We start from the raw sequence: 17051 nt of genomic DNA, 5'->3' as shown, positions 1-17051 counted from the left end.
CTTTTCAAAACGGAGGAAACGACATGAAGATCAAGATGCTTCTGGCCGCGGCCGCCGCCGTCATGCTGACGGCCGCGACCGTACAGGCCGCGCCGGAAAAGGCCAAGCTGACGCTGGGCGTCGGTGGCAAGCCGCTGCTGTATTACCTGCCGCTCACCATCGCCGAGCAGAAGGGTTATTTCAAAGCCGAGGGCCTGGAGGTCGAGATCAACGATTTCGGCGGTGGCGCCAAGTCGCTGCAGGCGCTGGTCGGCGGCTCCGTCGACGCCGTCACCGGCGCCTACGAGCACACCATCCGCATGCAGCAGAAGGGCCAGGACATCCGCGCGGTGATCGAGCTGGGCCGTTTCCCCGGCATCGTGCTGGCGGTGAAGAAAGAGCATCAGGGCAAGGTGAAGACCGCCGCCGATCTGAAGGGCATGAAGATCGGCGTCACCGCGCCGGGCTCGTCCACCAACTTCTTCGTCAACTACCTGATCGCCAAGTCCGGCGGCAATTACAAGGACAGCGCCTTCATCGGCGTCGGCGCCGGCGCCGGCGCGGTGGCCGCGATGCAGAAGGGCGAGATCGACGCGATCTCCAACCTCGATCCGGTGATTTCCAAGCTGGAGCTCGACAAGACCGTGTTCATCCTGGCCGACTCGCGCACCGAAGCGGGCACCAAGGCGATCTTCGGCGGCTCCAACCCGGCCGCCGTGCTCTACCTGAAGAATGAGTTCATCGAGAAGAACCCGCAGACCACCCAGGCGCTGGTCAATGCCTTCCACAAGGCGCTCACCTGGCTCAGCACCGCCAAGCCGGAAGACGTCGCCGCCACCGTGCCCGAGGCCTACTACCTCGGCGACAAGCCGCTTTACATCCAGGCGGTGAAGAACTCGATGGAGACCTATTCGCGTACCGGCCTGATCAGCGTCGATGGCATGAAGAGCGGCTTCAACATGCTGGCGCAGTTCGACGAGGCGCTGGCGACATCGAATGTCGATCTCAACAAGACCTTCGTCGACAAGTTCGTCAAGGCCGTGAAGAAGTAAAAGCCGCCGGCTATTCAGCCTGCGGGTGACGCGGCCGGAGCCGTCCTCCGGCCGCGTTTTTTATTCGGGATTGCCGCGGGGCAAAGCACGACTATACTGGCGCCGGGTGGGTATTCTTCCGCGTACCATGGAAGGGGGCTGCCATGGGCGATTTCCTGGCAAAGCTGCCGGGGCCGTTATCGGCGCCGAGCCGTCGCTTCTTCTCCCTGTGGCAGGACTGGCGCCACGGTCGCGCCCTGCCCACGTGGCGCGATATCGACCTTGCCGCGCTGGGCGACCAGGCACGGATGTGTATGCTGGTGGAAATCCGCAGCCGCGACGATGTCCACATCGTCATGGCCGGGCCCGGCATCGCCGAGCGGATCGGCTTCGACCTGACCGGCTGCAACTATCTCGACCTGACCACGCCGGAAAATCGCGCCACGCGGGCGCAGCTGACGCTTGAGCAGATTTTGCAGCCCTGCGGCTTCATGCTGTATTACTGGCTGCGCTATCCTGGCGACGTCGTGCTGCCGGTGGAATGGGTCGGCGCCCCGGTCTGCAGCGACGGCGCGGCGATCCCGGACCTGATCCTGTCCTGCGCCACGCCGCTGGCCCGGATCGCCGTGGCCGGCGTGGCCGATCCGGACTCGTATGTGATGGGAGACGGCATGCGCTTCATCGATATCGGCTTCGGCATCCCGGCGGCCAATCCCAATCAGCCGCTGAACCTGCAGCAGGCCCATTAAGCGAGCGTCATGATCGGTTTCCTGAACAGCCTGCCCGCCCCGCTTTCGCAACGCGCCAAGGAATTCTTCGCCCTGTGGGATGAATGCCGCCATGGCCGCAAGCTGCCGCGGCGCAGCGATATCACGCCGGAAATCCTGGGCAGTTTCTACGAGACCTGCGTATTGCTGGAACTGCGCGGCCATGACGAGATCCGCGTCGCGCTGGCCGGCAACACCATCGCCGCGCATCTGGGCTACGACCTGACCGGCTTCAACTATCTCGACCTCACCAGCGCCGAGAACCGCGCCTGGCGCGCCCATCTCACCATCGCCCAGGCGGCCCAGCCCTGCGGCGTGGTGATCTATTACTGGCTGCGCTTCGCCGATGGCTCGGTGCTGCCGGTGGAATTCTGCGGCGCACCGCTGACCGAGGATGATGCTGCCGAGGCCAGCCTGATCCTGTGTTGCGCCACCGGCCTGGCCAAGACCGACATGCGCGGCGAGCCGCTCGATCCGGATTCCTATGAGGAAGGCGACGGCATGCGCTTCATCGATCTGGGCTTCGGCGTGCCGCCTCTGGTGCCGAGCCAGCGCCAGGCGGCGCGGCCGGTGCAGTAGGGCCTAACCTTCCAGTTCCTCGCGCAGCATTTCCAGCTCCAGCCATTGATCCTCGGCGGCGGCAAGCTCCGTGGTGGCCTTTTCCAGTCCGGCGCTGGCAGCCTGGAATTTCGCCGGCTCACGGGAGAAAAGCTGCGGATCGTTCAGCGCCGTTTGGTGTCTGGCGATCTCGGCCTGCAGATCGGCCATGCGTTTGGGCAGGGTTTCCAGCGCATGCTTTTCCTTGAAGCTGAGCTTGCGCCTGGGCGTCGCGCGCGGCGCTGAAGCCGCGGCCCTGTCTTCCGTCTCCATCTTTTTCTGCGCCGACGCCGCCTTGGCCTGCACGCCCTGGCCGCGCTGGGCCACCATGTCGGAATAGCCGCCGGCATAAAGCTGCCAGCGGCCGGCACCTTCAAAGGCCAGTACGGATGTGCAGACGCGGTCGAGGAAATCGCGGTCGTGGCTGACCAGCAGCACGGTGCCGGGATAATCGGCCAGCATTTCCTGCAGGAGGTCGAGCGTTTCGAGATCGAGGTCGTTGGTCGGCTCGTCGAGCACCAGCACGTTGGAGGGTTTGCTCAAGGCGCGCGCCAGCATCAGCCGGCCGCGCTCACCGCCCGAGAGCACGCGGAGCGGCGTGCGCGCCTGTTCCGGCGCGAACAGGAAATCCTTCATGTAGCTCATCACATGACGAGGCTGGCCGTTGATGGTGACCTTGTCGCTGCCGCCGGCCAAAGCGTATTGCAGCGTCATCTCGGGATCGAGCGCGTCGCGCTTCTGGTCGAGCGCCACCAGTTCCAGATTGACGCCGAGCCGCACGCTGCCCGTATCGGGCTTCAGCTTGCCGGTGAGGATATTGAGCAGGGTGGTTTTGCCGGCGCCGTTCGGCCCGATGATGCCGAGCCGGTCGCCGCGCTGGATCTTCAGCGACACATCCTGCAACACGGCCTGCTCGCCCCAGGCCTTGGAGATGGCCTTGGCCTCGACGATCAGCTTCGATGAAGTCTCGGCTTCCGACACGGTGAGCGTGACATTGCCGGCCACCTTGCGCTGCTCGCGGCGGTCCCTGCGCAGATCCTGCAGCGCGCGCATGCGGCCCATGTTGCGCTTGCGCCGGCCCGAGACGCCATGGCGCACCCAGTCGAGCTCGGCGACGATCTTGCGGTCGAGCTTGTGGCGCTCGGTCTCTTCCTGCTCGAGCAACGCATCGCGCCAATCCTCGAAAGCGGCGAAACCCTGGTCCAGCCGGCGCGTGGCGCCGCGGTCGAGCCAGATCGTGGCGCGGGTGAGATTGGAGAGGAAGCGGCGATCATGGCTGATCAGCACCAGCGCCGAACGGATGCGCTTGAGTTCCGATTCCAGCCATTCGATGGCCGGCAGGTCGAGATGGTTGGTTGGCTCGTCGAGCAGCAGGATGTCGGGCTCGGGCGCCAGCACGCGGGCCAGAGCCGCGCGGCGCGCCTCGCCGCCTGAGAGCGTTTTCGGATCTTCGGCGCCGGTCAGGCCCAGCGCCTCGAGCAGGGTGCGTGCCCGATGCGCGTCATCGCCCGGCATGAGCCCGTCGAGCACATAGGACAGGGTGTCCCTGAAACCCGACAGATCGGGTTCCTGCGGCAGGTAGCGCATGGTGGTGCCGGTCTGCACCACGCGGTCGCCACTTTCGGGCTGCACCATGCCGGCCGCCACCTTCATCAGGGTCGACTTGCCCGAGCCGTTGCGGCCGACCAGGCAAAGCCGGTCGCCGGCCTGCACCGACAGTTCGGCCCCGTCCAGCACCGGTTCGCCGCCAAAGGTGAGGTGGATGTCGCGCAGGGTCAGAAGCGGGGGGGCCATGGCAGTCCTTCAATCAGGCCCGTGTGATAGCAATCCACCGACGCCGCGGAAAGGATTGGCGCGGGTAGACGGCGCGCCGGCGCCCCAGCACTGATCCGTACGCGCATTGTATTTGTGAATAATCCGGTTTTTCTACTCGTAGTTACTAAAAAATAACTCATACAGCTTCGAGCAGTAATTTAGAACACCCCCTGTTACTCCCACCTCTGAAAATCAGACCTTTCCCAGCGACATCCCCGGAAGGAGGGGGTAGCGACATGAAGAATCTGCGCCTGGCGCCCCGCTTCTGGATCATCCTCGGCATCAGCGTGATCGGGCTCGTCCTGATCGGCGCGCTCGGCCTCTCCCGCCTGCACGACGTCCTGCTCGAAGACAGGATGATCAAGACGCGCAACCTGGCCGAAGTGGCGCATGGCGTGATCGTGCGCTACCACGCCCGCACCCAGGCCGGCGAACTGAGCGAGGCCGATGCCAGGCGGCTGGCGCTCGCCGAGCTGGAAAGCCTGCGCTACGACGAGAAGGAATATTTCTGGGTCAACGACATGGGCCCGGTGATGGTGATGCATCCCTTCGCCAAGCAGCTGGTCGGCAAGGATCTGAGCGAGAACAAGGACCCGAACGGCAAGCGGCTGTTCGTGGAGTTCGTGAATGTCGTCAAGAAGAATGGCGCCGGCTATGTCGATTATCTGTGGCCCAAGCCCGGCCTGGATCATCCGGTGCCGAAGATCTCCTATGTGAAGGGTTTCGCGCCCTGGGGCTGGGTGGTCGGCACCGGCATCTACATCGATGACGTCGATGCGATCTTCCGGACCCAGCTGATCACCAACGGCGGCATCATCGTCGTCGTCATCCTGCTGCTGGTGGCCCTGAGCTGGGTCATGGTGCGCAGCATCAGCATTCCGCTGAAGGGCCTGACCGATACGCTGGGCCGCCTGGCCAAGCGTGACTGGCAGGCGGCCGTGGATGGCCAGGACCGCGGCGATGAAGTCGGCGACATTGCCCGCGCCGTCAGCGTTCTGAAGGAAAACGGCATGGAAGCCGATCGCCTGCAGGGCGAGATCGAGAACGAACGCAAGCGCAACGAGGAAGCCCGCGTTGCCCAGGAAGCTGCCCTTGACCGCGCCATCGGCCAGGTGGTCGCCGCCGCTTCGGCCGGCGAACTGACGCAACGGATCGAGACGGCCACGCTGGCCGGCGTGACCGCCAAGATCGGCCAGCAGATGAACAGCCTGCTGGATACGCTGAGCGATGCCATCGCCAGTATCCAGACCACGGTTGCCGGCCTCGCCAAGGGCGACCTGCGCAGCCGCATGCAGGGCCGCTATCAGGGCGTGTTCGCCACGCTGCAGACCGACCTGAACGCCATGGCCGACACCCTGACCGGCGTGGTGCAGAACATCGTCAACGCCGTCGAGGCGCAGAGCAATGCAGCGGCGGAAATCTCGACCGGCAGCCAGGATCTGGCCGGCCGCACCGAGCAGCAGGCGGCGGCCCTGGAGGAAACGGCGGCTTCGATGCACGAGGTCACCACCACGGTGAAGCAGAATGCCGACAACGCCCAGGCCGCCAACCAACTGGCCATGGCGGCGCGCGACACGGCGGAGAAGGGCGGCAATGTGGTGGCGGATGCGGTGGCGGCGGTGACGCAGATCGAGACCAGCGCGCAAAAGATTGCCGACATCGTATCGCTGATGGACGAGATCGCCTTCCAGACCAACCTGCTGGCACTCAATGCCTCGGTGGAAGCCGCCCGCGCCGGCGAGGCCGGCAAGGGCTTCGCGGTCGTCGCCCAGGAGGTACGGGCGCTGGCGCAGCGCAGCGCCAATGCCTCGAAGGACATCAAGGCGCTGATCACGGAATCGAACAGCCAGGTGAAGACCGGCGCCACCCTGGTCAACCGCACCGGCCAGTCGCTGACCGAGATCGTGGGTGCCATCAAGAAGGTTTCGGATATCGTGGCCGAGATTGCCGCCGCCAGCAGAGAACAGGCGACCGGACTGGAAGAGGTCAACATCGCCGTCGCCAACATGGACGAGATGACCCAACGCAACGGCGCCCTGGTGGAGCAGACCTCGGCCTCGGCCCAGGCGCTGTCGGCTCAGGCCCGCGAGCTGGCCGATCTGGTCGGCTTTTTCCGCACGGCCTAGTCAAGCCCCCGCTTTTGCGGGATCATGGCAGGCGACGAGACCAAAACCGGAGCCTGCCATGACCACCGACATGCTGATGCTGATTGCCAGTGCCGTGCTGTGCCTGCTGCTGGCTTTTCCCTACACGCTCGGCTTCATCTTCAGCCGCGGCCTGTTCGTGGTGGCCGGCAACCGCGAGGATTTTCCCGTTGGCCATGGCTGGATCGGCCGTTCGCACCGCGCCCATCTCAACATGGTGGAAAACCTGGTGCCGTTTGCCGCCCTGGTGCTGGCGGCGGCGGTGATGGGCAAGGCCGATGCCTGGACCGCTTTGGGCGCCCAGGTCTTTTTCTACAGCCGCGTCGTGCATGCCGTGGTCTACACCATCGGCGTGCCGTGGTTGCGCACGCTGGCCTATGTCGGCGGCCTTGCCGGCATGGCCATGGTGCTGTATGGCATCGTGACCTGAGGCGGCCTACCAAACCTCTGGATTAACCCGGATTCACCTTGCAGGTCTTGCCCACCGTGATGGTGGCCGTCTTCGGCGCCACCGAATGGCGGCAGCGCAGCCGCCGCGCCGCGGCATCGTAGATTTCCACCACGATGCCATCCGGTTTGCGCGGGATGTAGCAGTCGCGCTGGCCCGGCCGGATTTCCTTCACATAGACCGGCATCGGCGGACCACCGGCCTGCACCACGATGCTGCCGCCGCTCTCATTCACCACGCAGAAGGCGAAAGCGGGCGAAGCAAGCAGGCTGCCAAGGATGACAAGGCTGAACAGGCGCATGGCCCGAAGATAGGCCGGACTGGTTTATGAATCAAAAACGCCGCCGGACTTTCATCCGGCGGCGTTTCCGCTTCCCTGGAACCCGGCCGATTGGGGCAGGCCGGAACCAGAAGCCTTAGACCATCAGGCGCGCTTCTCGGCGGCGGCCGGCGCATCCGACAGCGGATGCTCGAGCCGCGACACCATTTCCTTCGGGCAGACCTGCCAGAATTTCGCCTTCACCATGTCCCAGTCGGCCAGCAGGTTGGAGGCATAGACCGACTGGGTCTCGCGGATATGCTCGTCCATCATGCCGCGCAGCACGCCCTCCCAGTAGCTGGAAGCCAGCCGCTGGTAGACCACGCTCTCGTCATTGATGGCGATCGGCAGCATATCCTCGGGGTCGTAGACGAAGGCCATGCCGCCGGTCATGCCAGCGCCGAAATTGTCGCCCACGCTGCCCAGGATGGCGACGCGGCCGCCGGTCATGTATTCGCAGCCATTCGACCCGCAGCCCTCGATCACCGTGATGGCGCCGGAGTTGCGCACGGCGAAACGCTCACCGGCCTGTCCGGCGGCGAACAGCTTGCCGCCCGTGGCGCCGTAGAGCACCGTATTGCCGATGATGGTGTTCTCATTCGTCTTGGCCACCAGCGGCGAGGAGGGCGAGGGGCGCACCACGATCATGCCGCCGGAGAGGCCCTTGCCGACATAGTCGTTGGCGTCGCCGAACACTTCCAGCTTGAGGCCCTGCACGGCGAAGGCGCCAAGCGACTGGCCGGCCGAGCCGGTGAGCCGCACGGTGATGTGGCCGGGCTTCAGCCCGGTCATGCCGAACTTGCGCACCAGATGCGACGACAGCCGCGTGCCGATGGCGCGATGGGTGTTCCGGATGTTGTAGGCGAGCTGCATCTTCTCGCCATGGCTGAACACGGGTGCCGCATCGCCCAGCATCTGGGCGTCCAGCGTGTCGGGCACCTCGTTGCGGCCTTCCAGCGTGCAGTGGCGCGCGTAATCGCCGGCATCGGCCTGGGCCAGGATCGGATTGAGGTCGAGATCGTCGAGATGCGCGCCGCCGCGGCTGACCTGGGTGAGCAGGTCGGTGCGGCCGATGATCTCGTTCAGCGACTTAACGCCCAGGGCGGCGAGGATCTCGCGCACCTCTTCGGCGATGAAGCTGAACAGGTTGACCACCTTCTCGGGCGTGCCGGTGAACTTCTTGCGCAGGGCGTCATTCTGCGTGCAGATGCCGACCGGGCAGGTATTCGAGTGGCACTGGCGCACCATGATGCAGCCCATCGCCACCAGGGCTGCCGTGCCGATGCCGTATTCCTCGGCGCCCAGCATGGCGGCGATGACGATGTCGCGGCCCGACTTGAGCCCGCCATCGGTGCGCAGCTTCACCCGGTGCCGCAGCTTGTTCAGCGTCAGCACCTGGTTGACTTCACTGAGGCCCATTTCCCACGGCGTGCCGGCATACTTCACCGAGGTTTGCGGGCTGGCGCCGGTGCCGCCGACATGGCCCGAGACCAGGATGACGTCGGCCTTAGCCTTCGCCACGCCGGCCGCGATGGTGCCGATGCCGGCTTCCGAGACCAGCTTGACGCAGACCTGGGCATCGGGGTTGATCTGCTTCAGGTCGTAGATCAGCTGCGCCAGATCCTCGATCGAATAGATGTCGTGATGCGGCGGCGGCGAGATCAGCATCACGCCGGGCGTCGAATGGCGCCGCCGCGCGATCAGCTCGGTGACCTTGAAGCCGGGCAGCTGGCCGCCCTCGCCGGGCTTGGCGCCCTGGGCGACCTTGATCTCCAGCTCGCGGCAGTTGTTGAGATATTCCGCCGTCACGCCGAAGCGGCCGGAGGCCACCTGCTTGATCGCCGAATTGGCGTTGTCGCCATTGGGGCGCGGCTTGAAATTCTCCGGCGCCTCGCCGCCTTCGCCGGAATCCGACTTGGCGCCAATGCGGTTCATCGCAATCGTCAGCGTTTCATGCGCCTCGGGGCCCAGCGCGCCGAGCGACATGCCCGGGGTGATGAAACGCTTGCGGATTTCCGTCACGCTCTCGACCTGCTCAATGGGCAGCGGCGTGGCGGCCGGCTTGATCTCGAGCAGGTCGCGCACCGAGATCGGCGGCAGGTCGCGCAGGCCGGCGGTGTATTTCTTGAACAGGGCGTAGTTTTCCGTGCCCACCGCCGTCTGCATCATGTGGATCAGGTTGGCTTCCCAGGCATGGGCCTCGCCGCCACGGCGGTACTTGTAGATGCCGCCGACGGGAAGCGCGGTCACGTCGGAGCGGAAGGCGCGCTCATGCAGCGCCAGCACCTTCTGCTGGATGCCGATCAGGCCGATGCCGGAAATGCGCGAAGGCATGCCGGGGAACAGGTCGGCCACCAGCGACCGCGACAGGCCAAGCGCCTCGAAATTATAGCCGCCGCGATAGGAGCTGATCACCGAGATGCCCATCTTGGACATGATCTTGAGCAGGCCACCATCGACGGCTTCCTTGAAGCGGTTGACCGCCTCTTCCGCCGTCAGCTTGCCGAGCAGGCCGCGATTGACGCGGTCGACCAGGCAGGCCTCGGCCAGGTAGGCGTTCACCGTGGTGGCGCCGACGCCGATCAGCACGGCGAAGTAATGCACGTCGAGGCATTCGCCCGAGCGCACGGTCAGCGAGGTGAAGGTGCGCAGGCCCTGGCGCACCAGATGGCTGTGCACGGCGCCGGTGGCGAGGATCATCGGCATGGCCGCGCGCTGGGCATTCACGCCCTCGTCGGACAACACGATATGGCCGGCGCCACCGCGCACCGCATTCTCGGCCTCGGCCCGGATGCGCTTGAGCGCGTCGCGCAGACCGCCTTCGCCGGCATCGACGGCAAAGGTGCAGTCGATCTTCGCCGTGGTCTTCTCGGCGTATTTCAGCACGCGGGCCAGGTCGGCATTGGACAGCACCGGGCTTTCCAGCAGCAGGATGGCGATCTGCCTGGCATCCTCGTCCAGCACGTTGGTTAGGTTGCCCATGCGGGTGCGCAGGCTCATCACCCGCTTCTCGCGAAGCGAGTCGATCGGCGGGTTGGTGACCTGGCTGAACTGCTGGCGGAAGAAATGATGCAGGCCGCGATACTGCTCCGACAGCACCGCGATCGGCGTGTCGTCGCCCATCGAGCCGATCGCTTCCTTGGCGTCTTCGGCCATCGGATGCAGGATCAGCTCCATGTCTTCCAGCGTCAGGCCGAAATTGAGCTGATAACGGCGCAGGTCATCCCTGGTGAAGGCCTTGGCGACAGCCGGCGCATCCTTGATCTTGTCGAGGGTGACGATGTTCTTCACCCACTCGCCATAGGGATGCTCGGCGGCCAGCTTGTCCTTGATCTCGCGGTCGAGATACATGCGGCCCTTCTTGAGGTCGACCGCGATCATCTCGCCGGGGCCGACGCGACCCTTCCTGATCACCTTGTGCTCGGGCACCGTGACCATGCCGGTCTCGGAGCCGACGATCAGCAGGTTGTCGGTGGTCATGGTGTAGCGCACCGGGCGCAGGCCGTTGCGGTCCAGCCCGGCGATGGCCCAGCGGCCATCGGTGGCGCAGATCGCGGCCGGGCCGTCCCATGGCTCCATGATCGAGTTGCAATAGGCATAGAGGTCGCGATGCGCCTGCGGCATCAGCGGCTTGTTGGAGGCCGATTCCGGGATCAACAGCGTCTTCACCATCGGCGCGACGCGGCCGGCGCGCACCAGCACCTCGAACACCGCGTCCAGCGCGGCGGAGTCGGACGAGCCCGACTGCACGATCGGCTTGATGTCGTCGGAGAGATCGCCGAAGGCCTCGGAGGCCATCTTGATCTCGTGGCTCTTCATCCAGTTGACGTTGCCGCGCAGGGTGTTGATCTCGCCGTTATGGGCAAGCATGCGGAAGGGCTGCGCCAGCTTCCAGGTCGGGAAGGTGTTGGTCGAATAGCGCTGGTGATAGATGGCAAACGTGCTGACGAAGCGCTCGTCCTGCAGGTCGGGATAGAAATAGTCGATCTGCTCGGCCAGGAACATGCCCTTGTAGATCACGCTGCGGCAGCTGAGCGAGCAGATGTAGAACTCGCTGATATGGGCGGCCAGCACCTGCTTCTCGATGCGGCGGCGGATCAGGAACAGGTCGCGCTCAAACGCGTTGTCGTCCTTGCCATGCCGGTTCTCGATCAGCACCTGCTCGATCTCGGGCCGCGTGGCATTGGCCTTCTCGCCGATGATGGTGGCGTCCACCGGCACCTGGCGCCAGCCGTAAATGCCATAGCCAAAGTCGAGGATGGCCGTTTCAACGATGGTGCGGCAGGTTTCCTGCGCGGCCAGGTCGGTCTTGGGCAGGAACACCATGCCAAGGCCCAGCTTGCCCTCGCCCGGCTCGAAGCCCGAGCGGCGCACATGCTCGCGGAAGAAATCCTGCGGGATCTGCACATGGATGCCGGCGCCGTCGCCGGTCTTGCCGTCGGCATCCACCGCGCCGCGATGCCACAGCGCCTTCAGCGCCTGAATGCCAGCCGCCACCACGCGGCGATGCGGCGCGCCATCCAGCGAGGCGATCAGGCCGACGCCGCAGGCATCGTGCTCTTCCTCCGGCCGGTACATGCCGGTCTCGGCCAGGTGCCTGGCGGTGTCCTGCCACTGCTCGACGTAGGTGGTCTTGATGTCGGTCATGTCAGGACACTCCTTACTCTGCGGCCTGCGCAGCGGGCTGCGCCTTGGCCTGGATATACTGGTGGATGGCGGCCGCCGCGTCGCGGCCGTCGCGGATCGCCCAGACCACGAGGCTGGCGCCGCGCACGATGTCGCCGGCGGCGAACACACCGGGCATGGAGGTCATCTTGCTGCGCGCCGAGATCTTCACGGTGCCCCAGCGGGTGACTTCCAGATGCGGCGCCTTGAAATCCTGCGCCAGGTCTTCCGGATCGAAGCCCAGCGCCTTGATCACCAGGTCGGCCGGCTGGTCGAAATCGGCGCCTTCGATCTCCACCGGCATCTGGCGGCCGGAAGCATCGGCGGGGCCGAGCTTCATGCGGCCGGCATGCACGGCAGTCACCTTGCCCTCGCCACGGAAGCTCTTGGGCAGGCTGAGCCAGACGAATTCGACGCCCTCTTCCTCGGCGTTCTTCACCTCGCGCAGCGAGCCCGGCATGTTGGCCTTGTCACGGCGATAGAGGCAATGCACCGCGGTGGCGCCCTGCCTTACGGCCGTGCGCACGCAATCCATCGCGGTGTCGCCGCCGCCGATCACGACGACCTTCTTGCCCTGGGCATTGAGCTGGCCGTTCTCGAATTCCGGCACCGTGTCGCCCAGGCCATGCTTGTTGGAGGCGGTGAGGTAGGTCATCGCCGGCACGATATTCTGCAGGCCCGAACCGGGCGCCTGGATGTCGCGCGCCTTGTAGACGCCGGTGGCGATCAGCACGGCATCGTGCTTCTTGCGCAATTCATCCAGCGTGGCGTCGCGGCCGACCTCGAAATTCATGTGGAACTGCACGCCTGCCTCGGCCAGCAGTTTGGAGCGCCGCTCGACGACATCCTTCTCCAGCTTGAAATTCGGGATGCCATAGATCAGCAGGCCGCCGGGGCGGTCGTAACGGTCGTAGACATGCACGGCATAGCCCAGCCGGCGCAGCTTGTCGGCCGCCGCCAGCCCGGCCGGCCCGGCGCCGACGATGCCGATGCTCTGCGGCCGTTCGCCATGCAGCGGCTTGGGTGATTTAACCCAGCCCGAGGCCCAGGCGGTTTCGGTGATGTATTTCTCGATGGCGCCGATGGTGACGGTGCCATGGCCCGATTGCTCGATCACGCAGTTGCCTTCGCACAGGCGGTCCTGCGGGCAGATGCGGCCGCAAACCTCGGGGAAGGTGTTGGTGGCCTGGCTCAGCTCGTAGGCTTCTTCCAGCCGGCCTTCCGCCGTCATGCGCAGCCAGTCAGGGATGTTGTTGTGCAGGGGGCAGTGGACCTGACAAAACGGCACGCCGCATTGCGAACAGCGCGAGGCCTGCTCGGCCGCCTTCTGGGCGGCGAATTCCCGATAGATTTCGTCGAAATCCTTCGCGCGGTCGGCCGCCATGCGCTTTTCCGGCATGGCCTGGGCGGTCTGCACGAATTTCAACATCTTCTCGGCCATGGCGCGTCCTCGACTCAAGGCTTCCCGGGGGCGGGTAACGAACGACAGGGACACCCCGGGCGGCAGGCGCAATGACTGAAGACGCAAAGAACCAATCGCTGGGGCGGAGGGCAACATTTATTGCCTGCCGCCGCCAGGATCAAGCAAAAAATAACCGATAGGTCACGTTTGTTGACCTTTTTATGGAGTCTCCTTCGATTTTATACGCCTGCGAATGGCTCTCAACCCATTCCGGACTCAAAGATAGGTCCGAAATGATACTAACTTTCGGATAAGACCTTGATTTTCATATAAGGTACAGAGCTAGGTCCGTTGGCTAGCCCAAACCACGGCCTGAGCCAGCGTGCCCGCCGGATGATCTCGTAGCCAACCCAGCAGGCCAGCATCGTCGCCGCGACCAGGATCACCCCCTCGGCCCAGGCCGGCAGGGCGAACGGGGCCAGGTGATGGCCAACCACGACGATCACCGTCTGGTGCAGGATATAAAAGGGGAAAACGGCCTCGGTGAGATAACGCCGCCAGGTGTCGGTGCGTGGGCCGGCATGGTTCAGCCAGACGCGGGCAAAGCCCAGCAGCATCAGGATCCAGGCCCACAGATCGAGCGCCCAGACGGCCTGGCGCAGCATCCGCAGCGGGACCGGCAGGGGCCCATCCTGCAGCATGAACCAGACCAGGCCGGCATAACTGAGCAGGGCCAGGACCAGGGCCACCCAGCGCAGGCGCATGATCGCGGCCCAGACCGCGTCCGCCTTGGCGATGGCATAGCCGAACAGGAACAGCGACAGGTACATCGCATGCAGATACCAGTCGCCAACCAGCGCATGGGTCTGGCCAAAGCGGGGAAACAGCCACAGGCGCAGGCCGCCGAGCAGCAGCCATGGCAGCAGGATCAGCCCGGCACCCTGCAGCCATGGAACAGCCTGCCGCGCCAGACGCCGCGTGGCGGCTGCCATGAGCAGCGGCCGCAGCATGATGACGATCATGCTGTAGACCCACAGATAGACGACAAACCACAGATGGTTCCAGGTCGGCACGATCAGCAGCTGGCCGCCCGGGCGCCAGCCATCGTGGAAGCCGATGTATTTGCCATAGAAGGCCAACCAGCCTTCGGCATAACCGAGCTTTTCGACGATCTCGTAATAGGTCTGCGGCGGCACGATCACCAGCATGCCGAAAACCAGCGGCAGCAGCAGGCGCAGGCTGCGGCTTTTCAGCATTGTCACGCGATCCAGCCGGTCGGCCATGAACCGCGTGGCGCAGCCGGCGATCAGGAACAGCAGGGCCAGACGCCATGGATTGCTCAGCAGCATCAGGGGCTGCAGGCCAAGTGGATCTCCTGGGCCAGCATGGGTGCTTTTCACATGCCAGTCCCACGAGACGAAAAACATGCCGATATGATAGAAAATCAGCAGCCCGAAGGCGCCGATGCGCAGCCAGTCGAGGTCGTAGCGGCGCGCGTGCAACGATGCGGTTTCCCGGTCTGAAGGAATGGTCATCAGCAACTCCAGCAATTTTGCAATGCCGACCGGTGTGTCACACGGCCCTGGCGACGCAAATGGCAGCGGGGCAGGCGGAGGGCTGGTTGCCATGACCGGTGGCAGGCCATGACGACGCCGGTGACGAATGGCGGGCCAGACGGGATGAATGGCATGACGAATGGCGGGACACGTGCCGGCATGGCGGCGACGCCGGAAATCCGCGCTTTCCGCTTTCCGGCCTGGATGTGGATCGCCTATGCCGGCATCCTGCTGGCCTTTGCCGCTGTCATCGGTTCGTCCTACTGGATCGAGGCCGGCCGCGTCGGCCTTCAGATTCCGCTATGGCATATCGTCGTCAACGAACTGACCAGCATCGTGATCGTCTTTGCCGTCACGCCGCTGGTGTTTGCCTGGACGTCGCGACTGGATCCGCGCCGCATCGGCTGGCCGCGCGTGCTGCTGGGTCATGCCGCCGGTCTCGCCGCTTTCGGCATGGCCCATATCGGCGGCATGACCCTGCTGCGGCTGGCGCTCTATCCGCTGCTCGGCGGCTCATACGATCTGGGCGACGATCCGCTGGTGACCGGCCTGATCTATGAAGGCCGCAAGGATGCGCTGGCCTATGCCGCCATGGCCATCGGCGCCTGGCTGCTGGCGGCGGCCCTGCGCAGGCCGGCGACGATTGTCGAACAGCCGGCCCAAACGGGCACGCCATCGCCGCAGTCCGGGCCACGCCGGCTGGAAATCCGCGACGGCGCGCGGCGTGTCTGGCTTGATCCGGCCGAGATTCTGTGGGTGGAAGCCGCCGGCAATTATGTCGAACTGCATCTGGCCGGGCGCAGCTGGCTGCAGCGGCAGACGCTGTCGATGCTGGAGGAACAGCTGGCCGGCCTGGGCTTCGTGCGCATCCACCGCTCGCGCCTGGTCAACCGCCATCGCGTGCGCGGCATGACCAGCAACGACAGCGGCGATTTCACCGTGACGCTGGACGATGGCCGCCAGATCGCCGGCGGCCGGCGCTGGCGCGACGCGCTACGCGCGCCGGAAATGTGATCAGCTGAAGCGCGGCTCGAACTTGCCGCCGCCGCGGCGGAAGCGGAACAGATAACTTTCGATGGTGCCTTCCACCGGCACCGGCAGGTCGATGCCCAGGTCCTCCAGGCCCTTCGCACCGGCCGCCACCACGTTGTCGGATTTCAGCAGTTCAATCTGGTCGCGCGTGATCGGCGGCGCGAAGATCGGCTGCAGCTCCATGAAGAAGGCTGCGGGTTTCAGCAGCGCGCCGGGCACGGGCAGCAGCAGGCGTTTCTTGTGGATCGCGGCCAGCGTGAGCTCCAGCAATTCGCGGAAGCTGTAGACTTTCGGACCACCCAGTTCGAAGGTCTGGCCCGCGGCCTTGGGATCGAGCAGGGCATGGATCGCCGCCTCGGCCACGTCGCCGACATAGACCGGCTGCATCTTCGTGTGGCCGCCATCGACCAGCGGCAGGGCCGGCGCGATGCTGGCCAGGCCGGCGAAGCGGTTGAAGAAATCGTCTTCCGGGCCGAACACGATGCTGGGGCGCAGGATGATCGCCTGCGGCATGTGGCGGCGAACGCCATCCTCGCCCTGGGCCTTGCTGCGCGCATAGGCCGAGCCGCTTTCGGCATTCGCGCCGATGGCCGAGACATGCAGCATCTGCCGCACGCCGGCTTCCCGAGAGCAGAGCGCGATCACTTCGGCGCCGCGCGCCTGCACGGCAGAAAATTTCTGCGTGCCGCTCTGGTACAGGATGCCGACGCAGTTGATCACGATGTCGGCGCCTTTGACGGCCTGCTGCACCGACATGGGCATGCGGATATTGGCCTGCACGATGTCGATCTGGCCAACGCCGCCCATCGGTTTCAGGAACAGGCCTTCATCGGGGCGGCGGATGGCGACCCGCACCCGGGCGCCCTGCTGGGCCAGCTTCTGCACGATATAGCGGCCGACGAAACCGGAACCGCCGAAGACGGTGACGAGCTTGTTGCGCAGCGACATGACGCAATCCCCTGCCTGACGCGAAAAACGACTGCCCCGGACTATAGCCAAATCCCGGCCGCAGCCAATGCTTTGCGCTGCAACCTGAATGCTATCCAGAGCCGCAGCCGGTCGCTACTCTGCGGCCATGGGCGCCGGATTCCCCACCCTTGTCGGCCTTTTGCTGCTGGCCACCGTCTATTTCCTGCCCAGCCTGCTGGCCTGGCGGCGGGCCCATCCCTGGCGGCAGAAGATCTTCGTCGCCAACCTGGCCATCGGCTGGACCGTGATCGGCTGGGTGGTCTGCCTCGGCCTGGCTCTGCGCCAGCCGGCCTGAACGGACGGGCTGGACGGACGGGCTGAACCGGG

Annotated in this window: 13 protein-coding genes; 7 read left to right on the top strand and 6 right to left on the bottom strand. The window is 65.3% G+C overall.

The genetic code is table 11. The features are described 5' to 3' along the window. Positions 1-23 precede the first annotated feature (23 nt). The 3 genes from Q1J79_RS04055 to Q1J79_RS04045 all read left to right on the top strand — a co-directional run bounded on the left by Q1J79_RS04055 (position 24) and on the right by Q1J79_RS04045 (position 2356). Positions 24-1031 (top strand): ABC transporter substrate-binding protein, encoded by a 1008-nt coding sequence (locus Q1J79_RS04055; RefSeq protein ID WP_300296856.1) that lies wholly within the window; start codon positions 24-26, stop codon positions 1029-1031. Positions 1032-1174: 143 nt separating this feature from the next. Beyond that, positions 1175-1759 carry a PAS domain-containing protein gene (locus tag Q1J79_RS04050; protein ID WP_300296854.1) on the top strand — a complete coding sequence of 195 codons (585 nt, stop codon included), beginning with the start codon at positions 1175-1177 and terminating at the stop codon, positions 1757-1759. A gap of 9 nt (positions 1760-1768) precedes the next feature. Continuing rightward, positions 1769-2356, top strand: a complete 588-nt coding sequence (locus Q1J79_RS04045) for a PAS domain-containing protein (RefSeq protein ID WP_300296851.1) — start codon at positions 1769-1771, stop codon at positions 2354-2356. A 3-nt stretch (positions 2357-2359) separates the two neighbouring features. Here Q1J79_RS04045 and Q1J79_RS04040 read toward each other — a convergent pair whose 3' ends face one another. Further along, positions 2360-4168 (bottom strand): ABC-F family ATP-binding cassette domain-containing protein, encoded by a 1809-nt coding sequence (locus Q1J79_RS04040; protein ID WP_300296848.1) that lies wholly within the window; start codon positions 4166-4168, stop codon positions 2360-2362. Positions 4169-4425: 257 nt separating this feature from the next. On the opposite strand from Q1J79_RS04040, the gene Q1J79_RS04035 reads away from it, so the two are divergent. Together Q1J79_RS04035 and Q1J79_RS04030 are read left to right on the top strand one after the other, a co-directional pair. After that, entirely contained in the window at positions 4426-6315 is a 1890-nt protein-coding gene (locus Q1J79_RS04035; RefSeq protein WP_300296845.1) for a methyl-accepting chemotaxis protein, read from the top strand. Between the two features lie 58 nt (positions 6316-6373). Next, positions 6374-6763 (top strand): MAPEG family protein, encoded by a 390-nt coding sequence (locus tag Q1J79_RS04030; protein WP_300296842.1) that lies wholly within the window; start codon positions 6374-6376, stop codon positions 6761-6763. 22 nt (positions 6764-6785) lie between these two features. Here Q1J79_RS04030 and Q1J79_RS04025 read toward each other — a convergent pair whose 3' ends face one another. The 4 genes from Q1J79_RS04025 to Q1J79_RS04010 form a co-directional block, all read right to left on the bottom strand. Beyond that, a complete protein-coding gene (locus Q1J79_RS04025; RefSeq protein WP_300296839.1) occupies positions 6786-7082 on the bottom strand; it encodes a hypothetical protein in 297 nt (98 codons plus the stop codon). A gap of 123 nt (positions 7083-7205) precedes the next feature. Beyond that, entirely contained in the window at positions 7206-11678 is a 4473-nt protein-coding gene (gene gltB, locus Q1J79_RS04020; RefSeq protein WP_300296940.1) for a glutamate synthase large subunit, read from the bottom strand. A gap of 82 nt (positions 11679-11760) precedes the next feature. Continuing rightward, positions 11761-13206: an NAD(P)-dependent oxidoreductase gene (locus Q1J79_RS04015; RefSeq protein ID WP_300296837.1), complete on the bottom strand. Its 1446-nt coding sequence runs from the start codon at positions 13204-13206 to the stop codon at positions 11761-11763. A 260-nt stretch (positions 13207-13466) separates the two neighbouring features. Further along, complete coding sequence (locus tag Q1J79_RS04010) at positions 13467-14702, bottom strand: acyltransferase family protein (protein WP_300296834.1); 1236 nt, start codon at positions 14700-14702, stop codon at positions 13467-13469. A gap of 153 nt (positions 14703-14855) precedes the next feature. Between Q1J79_RS04010 and Q1J79_RS04005 the strand changes: the two genes are divergently transcribed. Continuing rightward, entirely contained in the window at positions 14856-15737 is an 882-nt protein-coding gene (locus tag Q1J79_RS04005) for a LytTR family DNA-binding domain-containing protein (RefSeq protein WP_300296831.1), read from the top strand. Here Q1J79_RS04005 and Q1J79_RS04000 read toward each other — a convergent pair whose 3' ends face one another. Further along, positions 15738-16703: a complex I NDUFA9 subunit family protein gene (locus Q1J79_RS04000; RefSeq protein ID WP_300296828.1), complete on the bottom strand. Its 966-nt coding sequence runs from the start codon at positions 16701-16703 to the stop codon at positions 15738-15740. It abuts the gene before it with no gap. Between the two features lie 127 nt (positions 16704-16830). On the opposite strand from Q1J79_RS04000, the gene Q1J79_RS03995 reads away from it, so the two are divergent. Next, entirely contained in the window at positions 16831-17019 is a 189-nt protein-coding gene (locus Q1J79_RS03995) for a superinfection immunity protein (RefSeq protein ID WP_300296825.1), read from the top strand. Positions 17020-17051 lie beyond the last annotated feature (32 nt).

This window comes from Ferrovibrio sp. (assembly GCF_029255545.1).
In the GTDB taxonomy this organism is placed as follows: domain Bacteria; phylum Pseudomonadota; class Alphaproteobacteria; order Ferrovibrionales; family Ferrovibrionaceae; genus Ferrovibrio.
This window is presented reverse-complemented; position numbering and strand designations above follow the sequence as displayed.

Excerpts from the sequence above, each read along its gene's own strand:
- Q1J79_RS04035 (WP_300296845.1), top strand. The coding sequence starts at position 4,426 with ATGAAGAATCTGCGCCTGGCGCCCCGCTTCTGGATCATCCTCGGCATC.
- Q1J79_RS04025 (WP_300296839.1), bottom strand. The coding sequence starts at position 7,082 with ATGCGCCTGTTCAGCCTTGTCATCCTTGGCAGCCTGCTTGCTTCGCCC.
- Q1J79_RS04050 (WP_300296854.1), top strand. The coding sequence starts at position 1,175 with ATGGGCGATTTCCTGGCAAAGCTGCCGGGGCCGTTATCGGCGCCGAGC.
- Q1J79_RS04010 (WP_300296834.1), bottom strand. The coding sequence starts at position 14,702 with ATGACCATTCCTTCAGACCGGGAAACCGCATCGTTGCACGCGCGCCGC.
- Q1J79_RS04005 (WP_300296831.1), top strand. The coding sequence starts at position 14,856 with ATGACGAATGGCGGGACACGTGCCGGCATGGCGGCGACGCCGGAAATC.
- Q1J79_RS03995 (WP_300296825.1), top strand. The coding sequence starts at position 16,831 with ATGGGCGCCGGATTCCCCACCCTTGTCGGCCTTTTGCTGCTGGCCACC.
- Q1J79_RS04045 (WP_300296851.1), top strand. The coding sequence starts at position 1,769 with ATGATCGGTTTCCTGAACAGCCTGCCCGCCCCGCTTTCGCAACGCGCC.
- Q1J79_RS04055 (WP_300296856.1), top strand. The coding sequence starts at position 24 with ATGAAGATCAAGATGCTTCTGGCCGCGGCCGCCGCCGTCATGCTGACG.
- Q1J79_RS04030 (WP_300296842.1), top strand. The coding sequence starts at position 6,374 with ATGACCACCGACATGCTGATGCTGATTGCCAGTGCCGTGCTGTGCCTG.
- Q1J79_RS04000 (WP_300296828.1), bottom strand. The coding sequence starts at position 16,703 with ATGTCGCTGCGCAACAAGCTCGTCACCGTCTTCGGCGGTTCCGGTTTC.
- Q1J79_RS04040 (WP_300296848.1), bottom strand. The coding sequence starts at position 4,168 with ATGGCCCCCCCGCTTCTGACCCTGCGCGACATCCACCTCACCTTTGGC.
- gltB (WP_300296940.1), bottom strand. The coding sequence starts at position 11,678 with ATGTACCGGCCGGAGGAAGAGCACGATGCCTGCGGCGTCGGCCTGATC.
- Q1J79_RS04015 (WP_300296837.1), bottom strand. The coding sequence starts at position 13,206 with ATGGCCGAGAAGATGTTGAAATTCGTGCAGACCGCCCAGGCCATGCCG.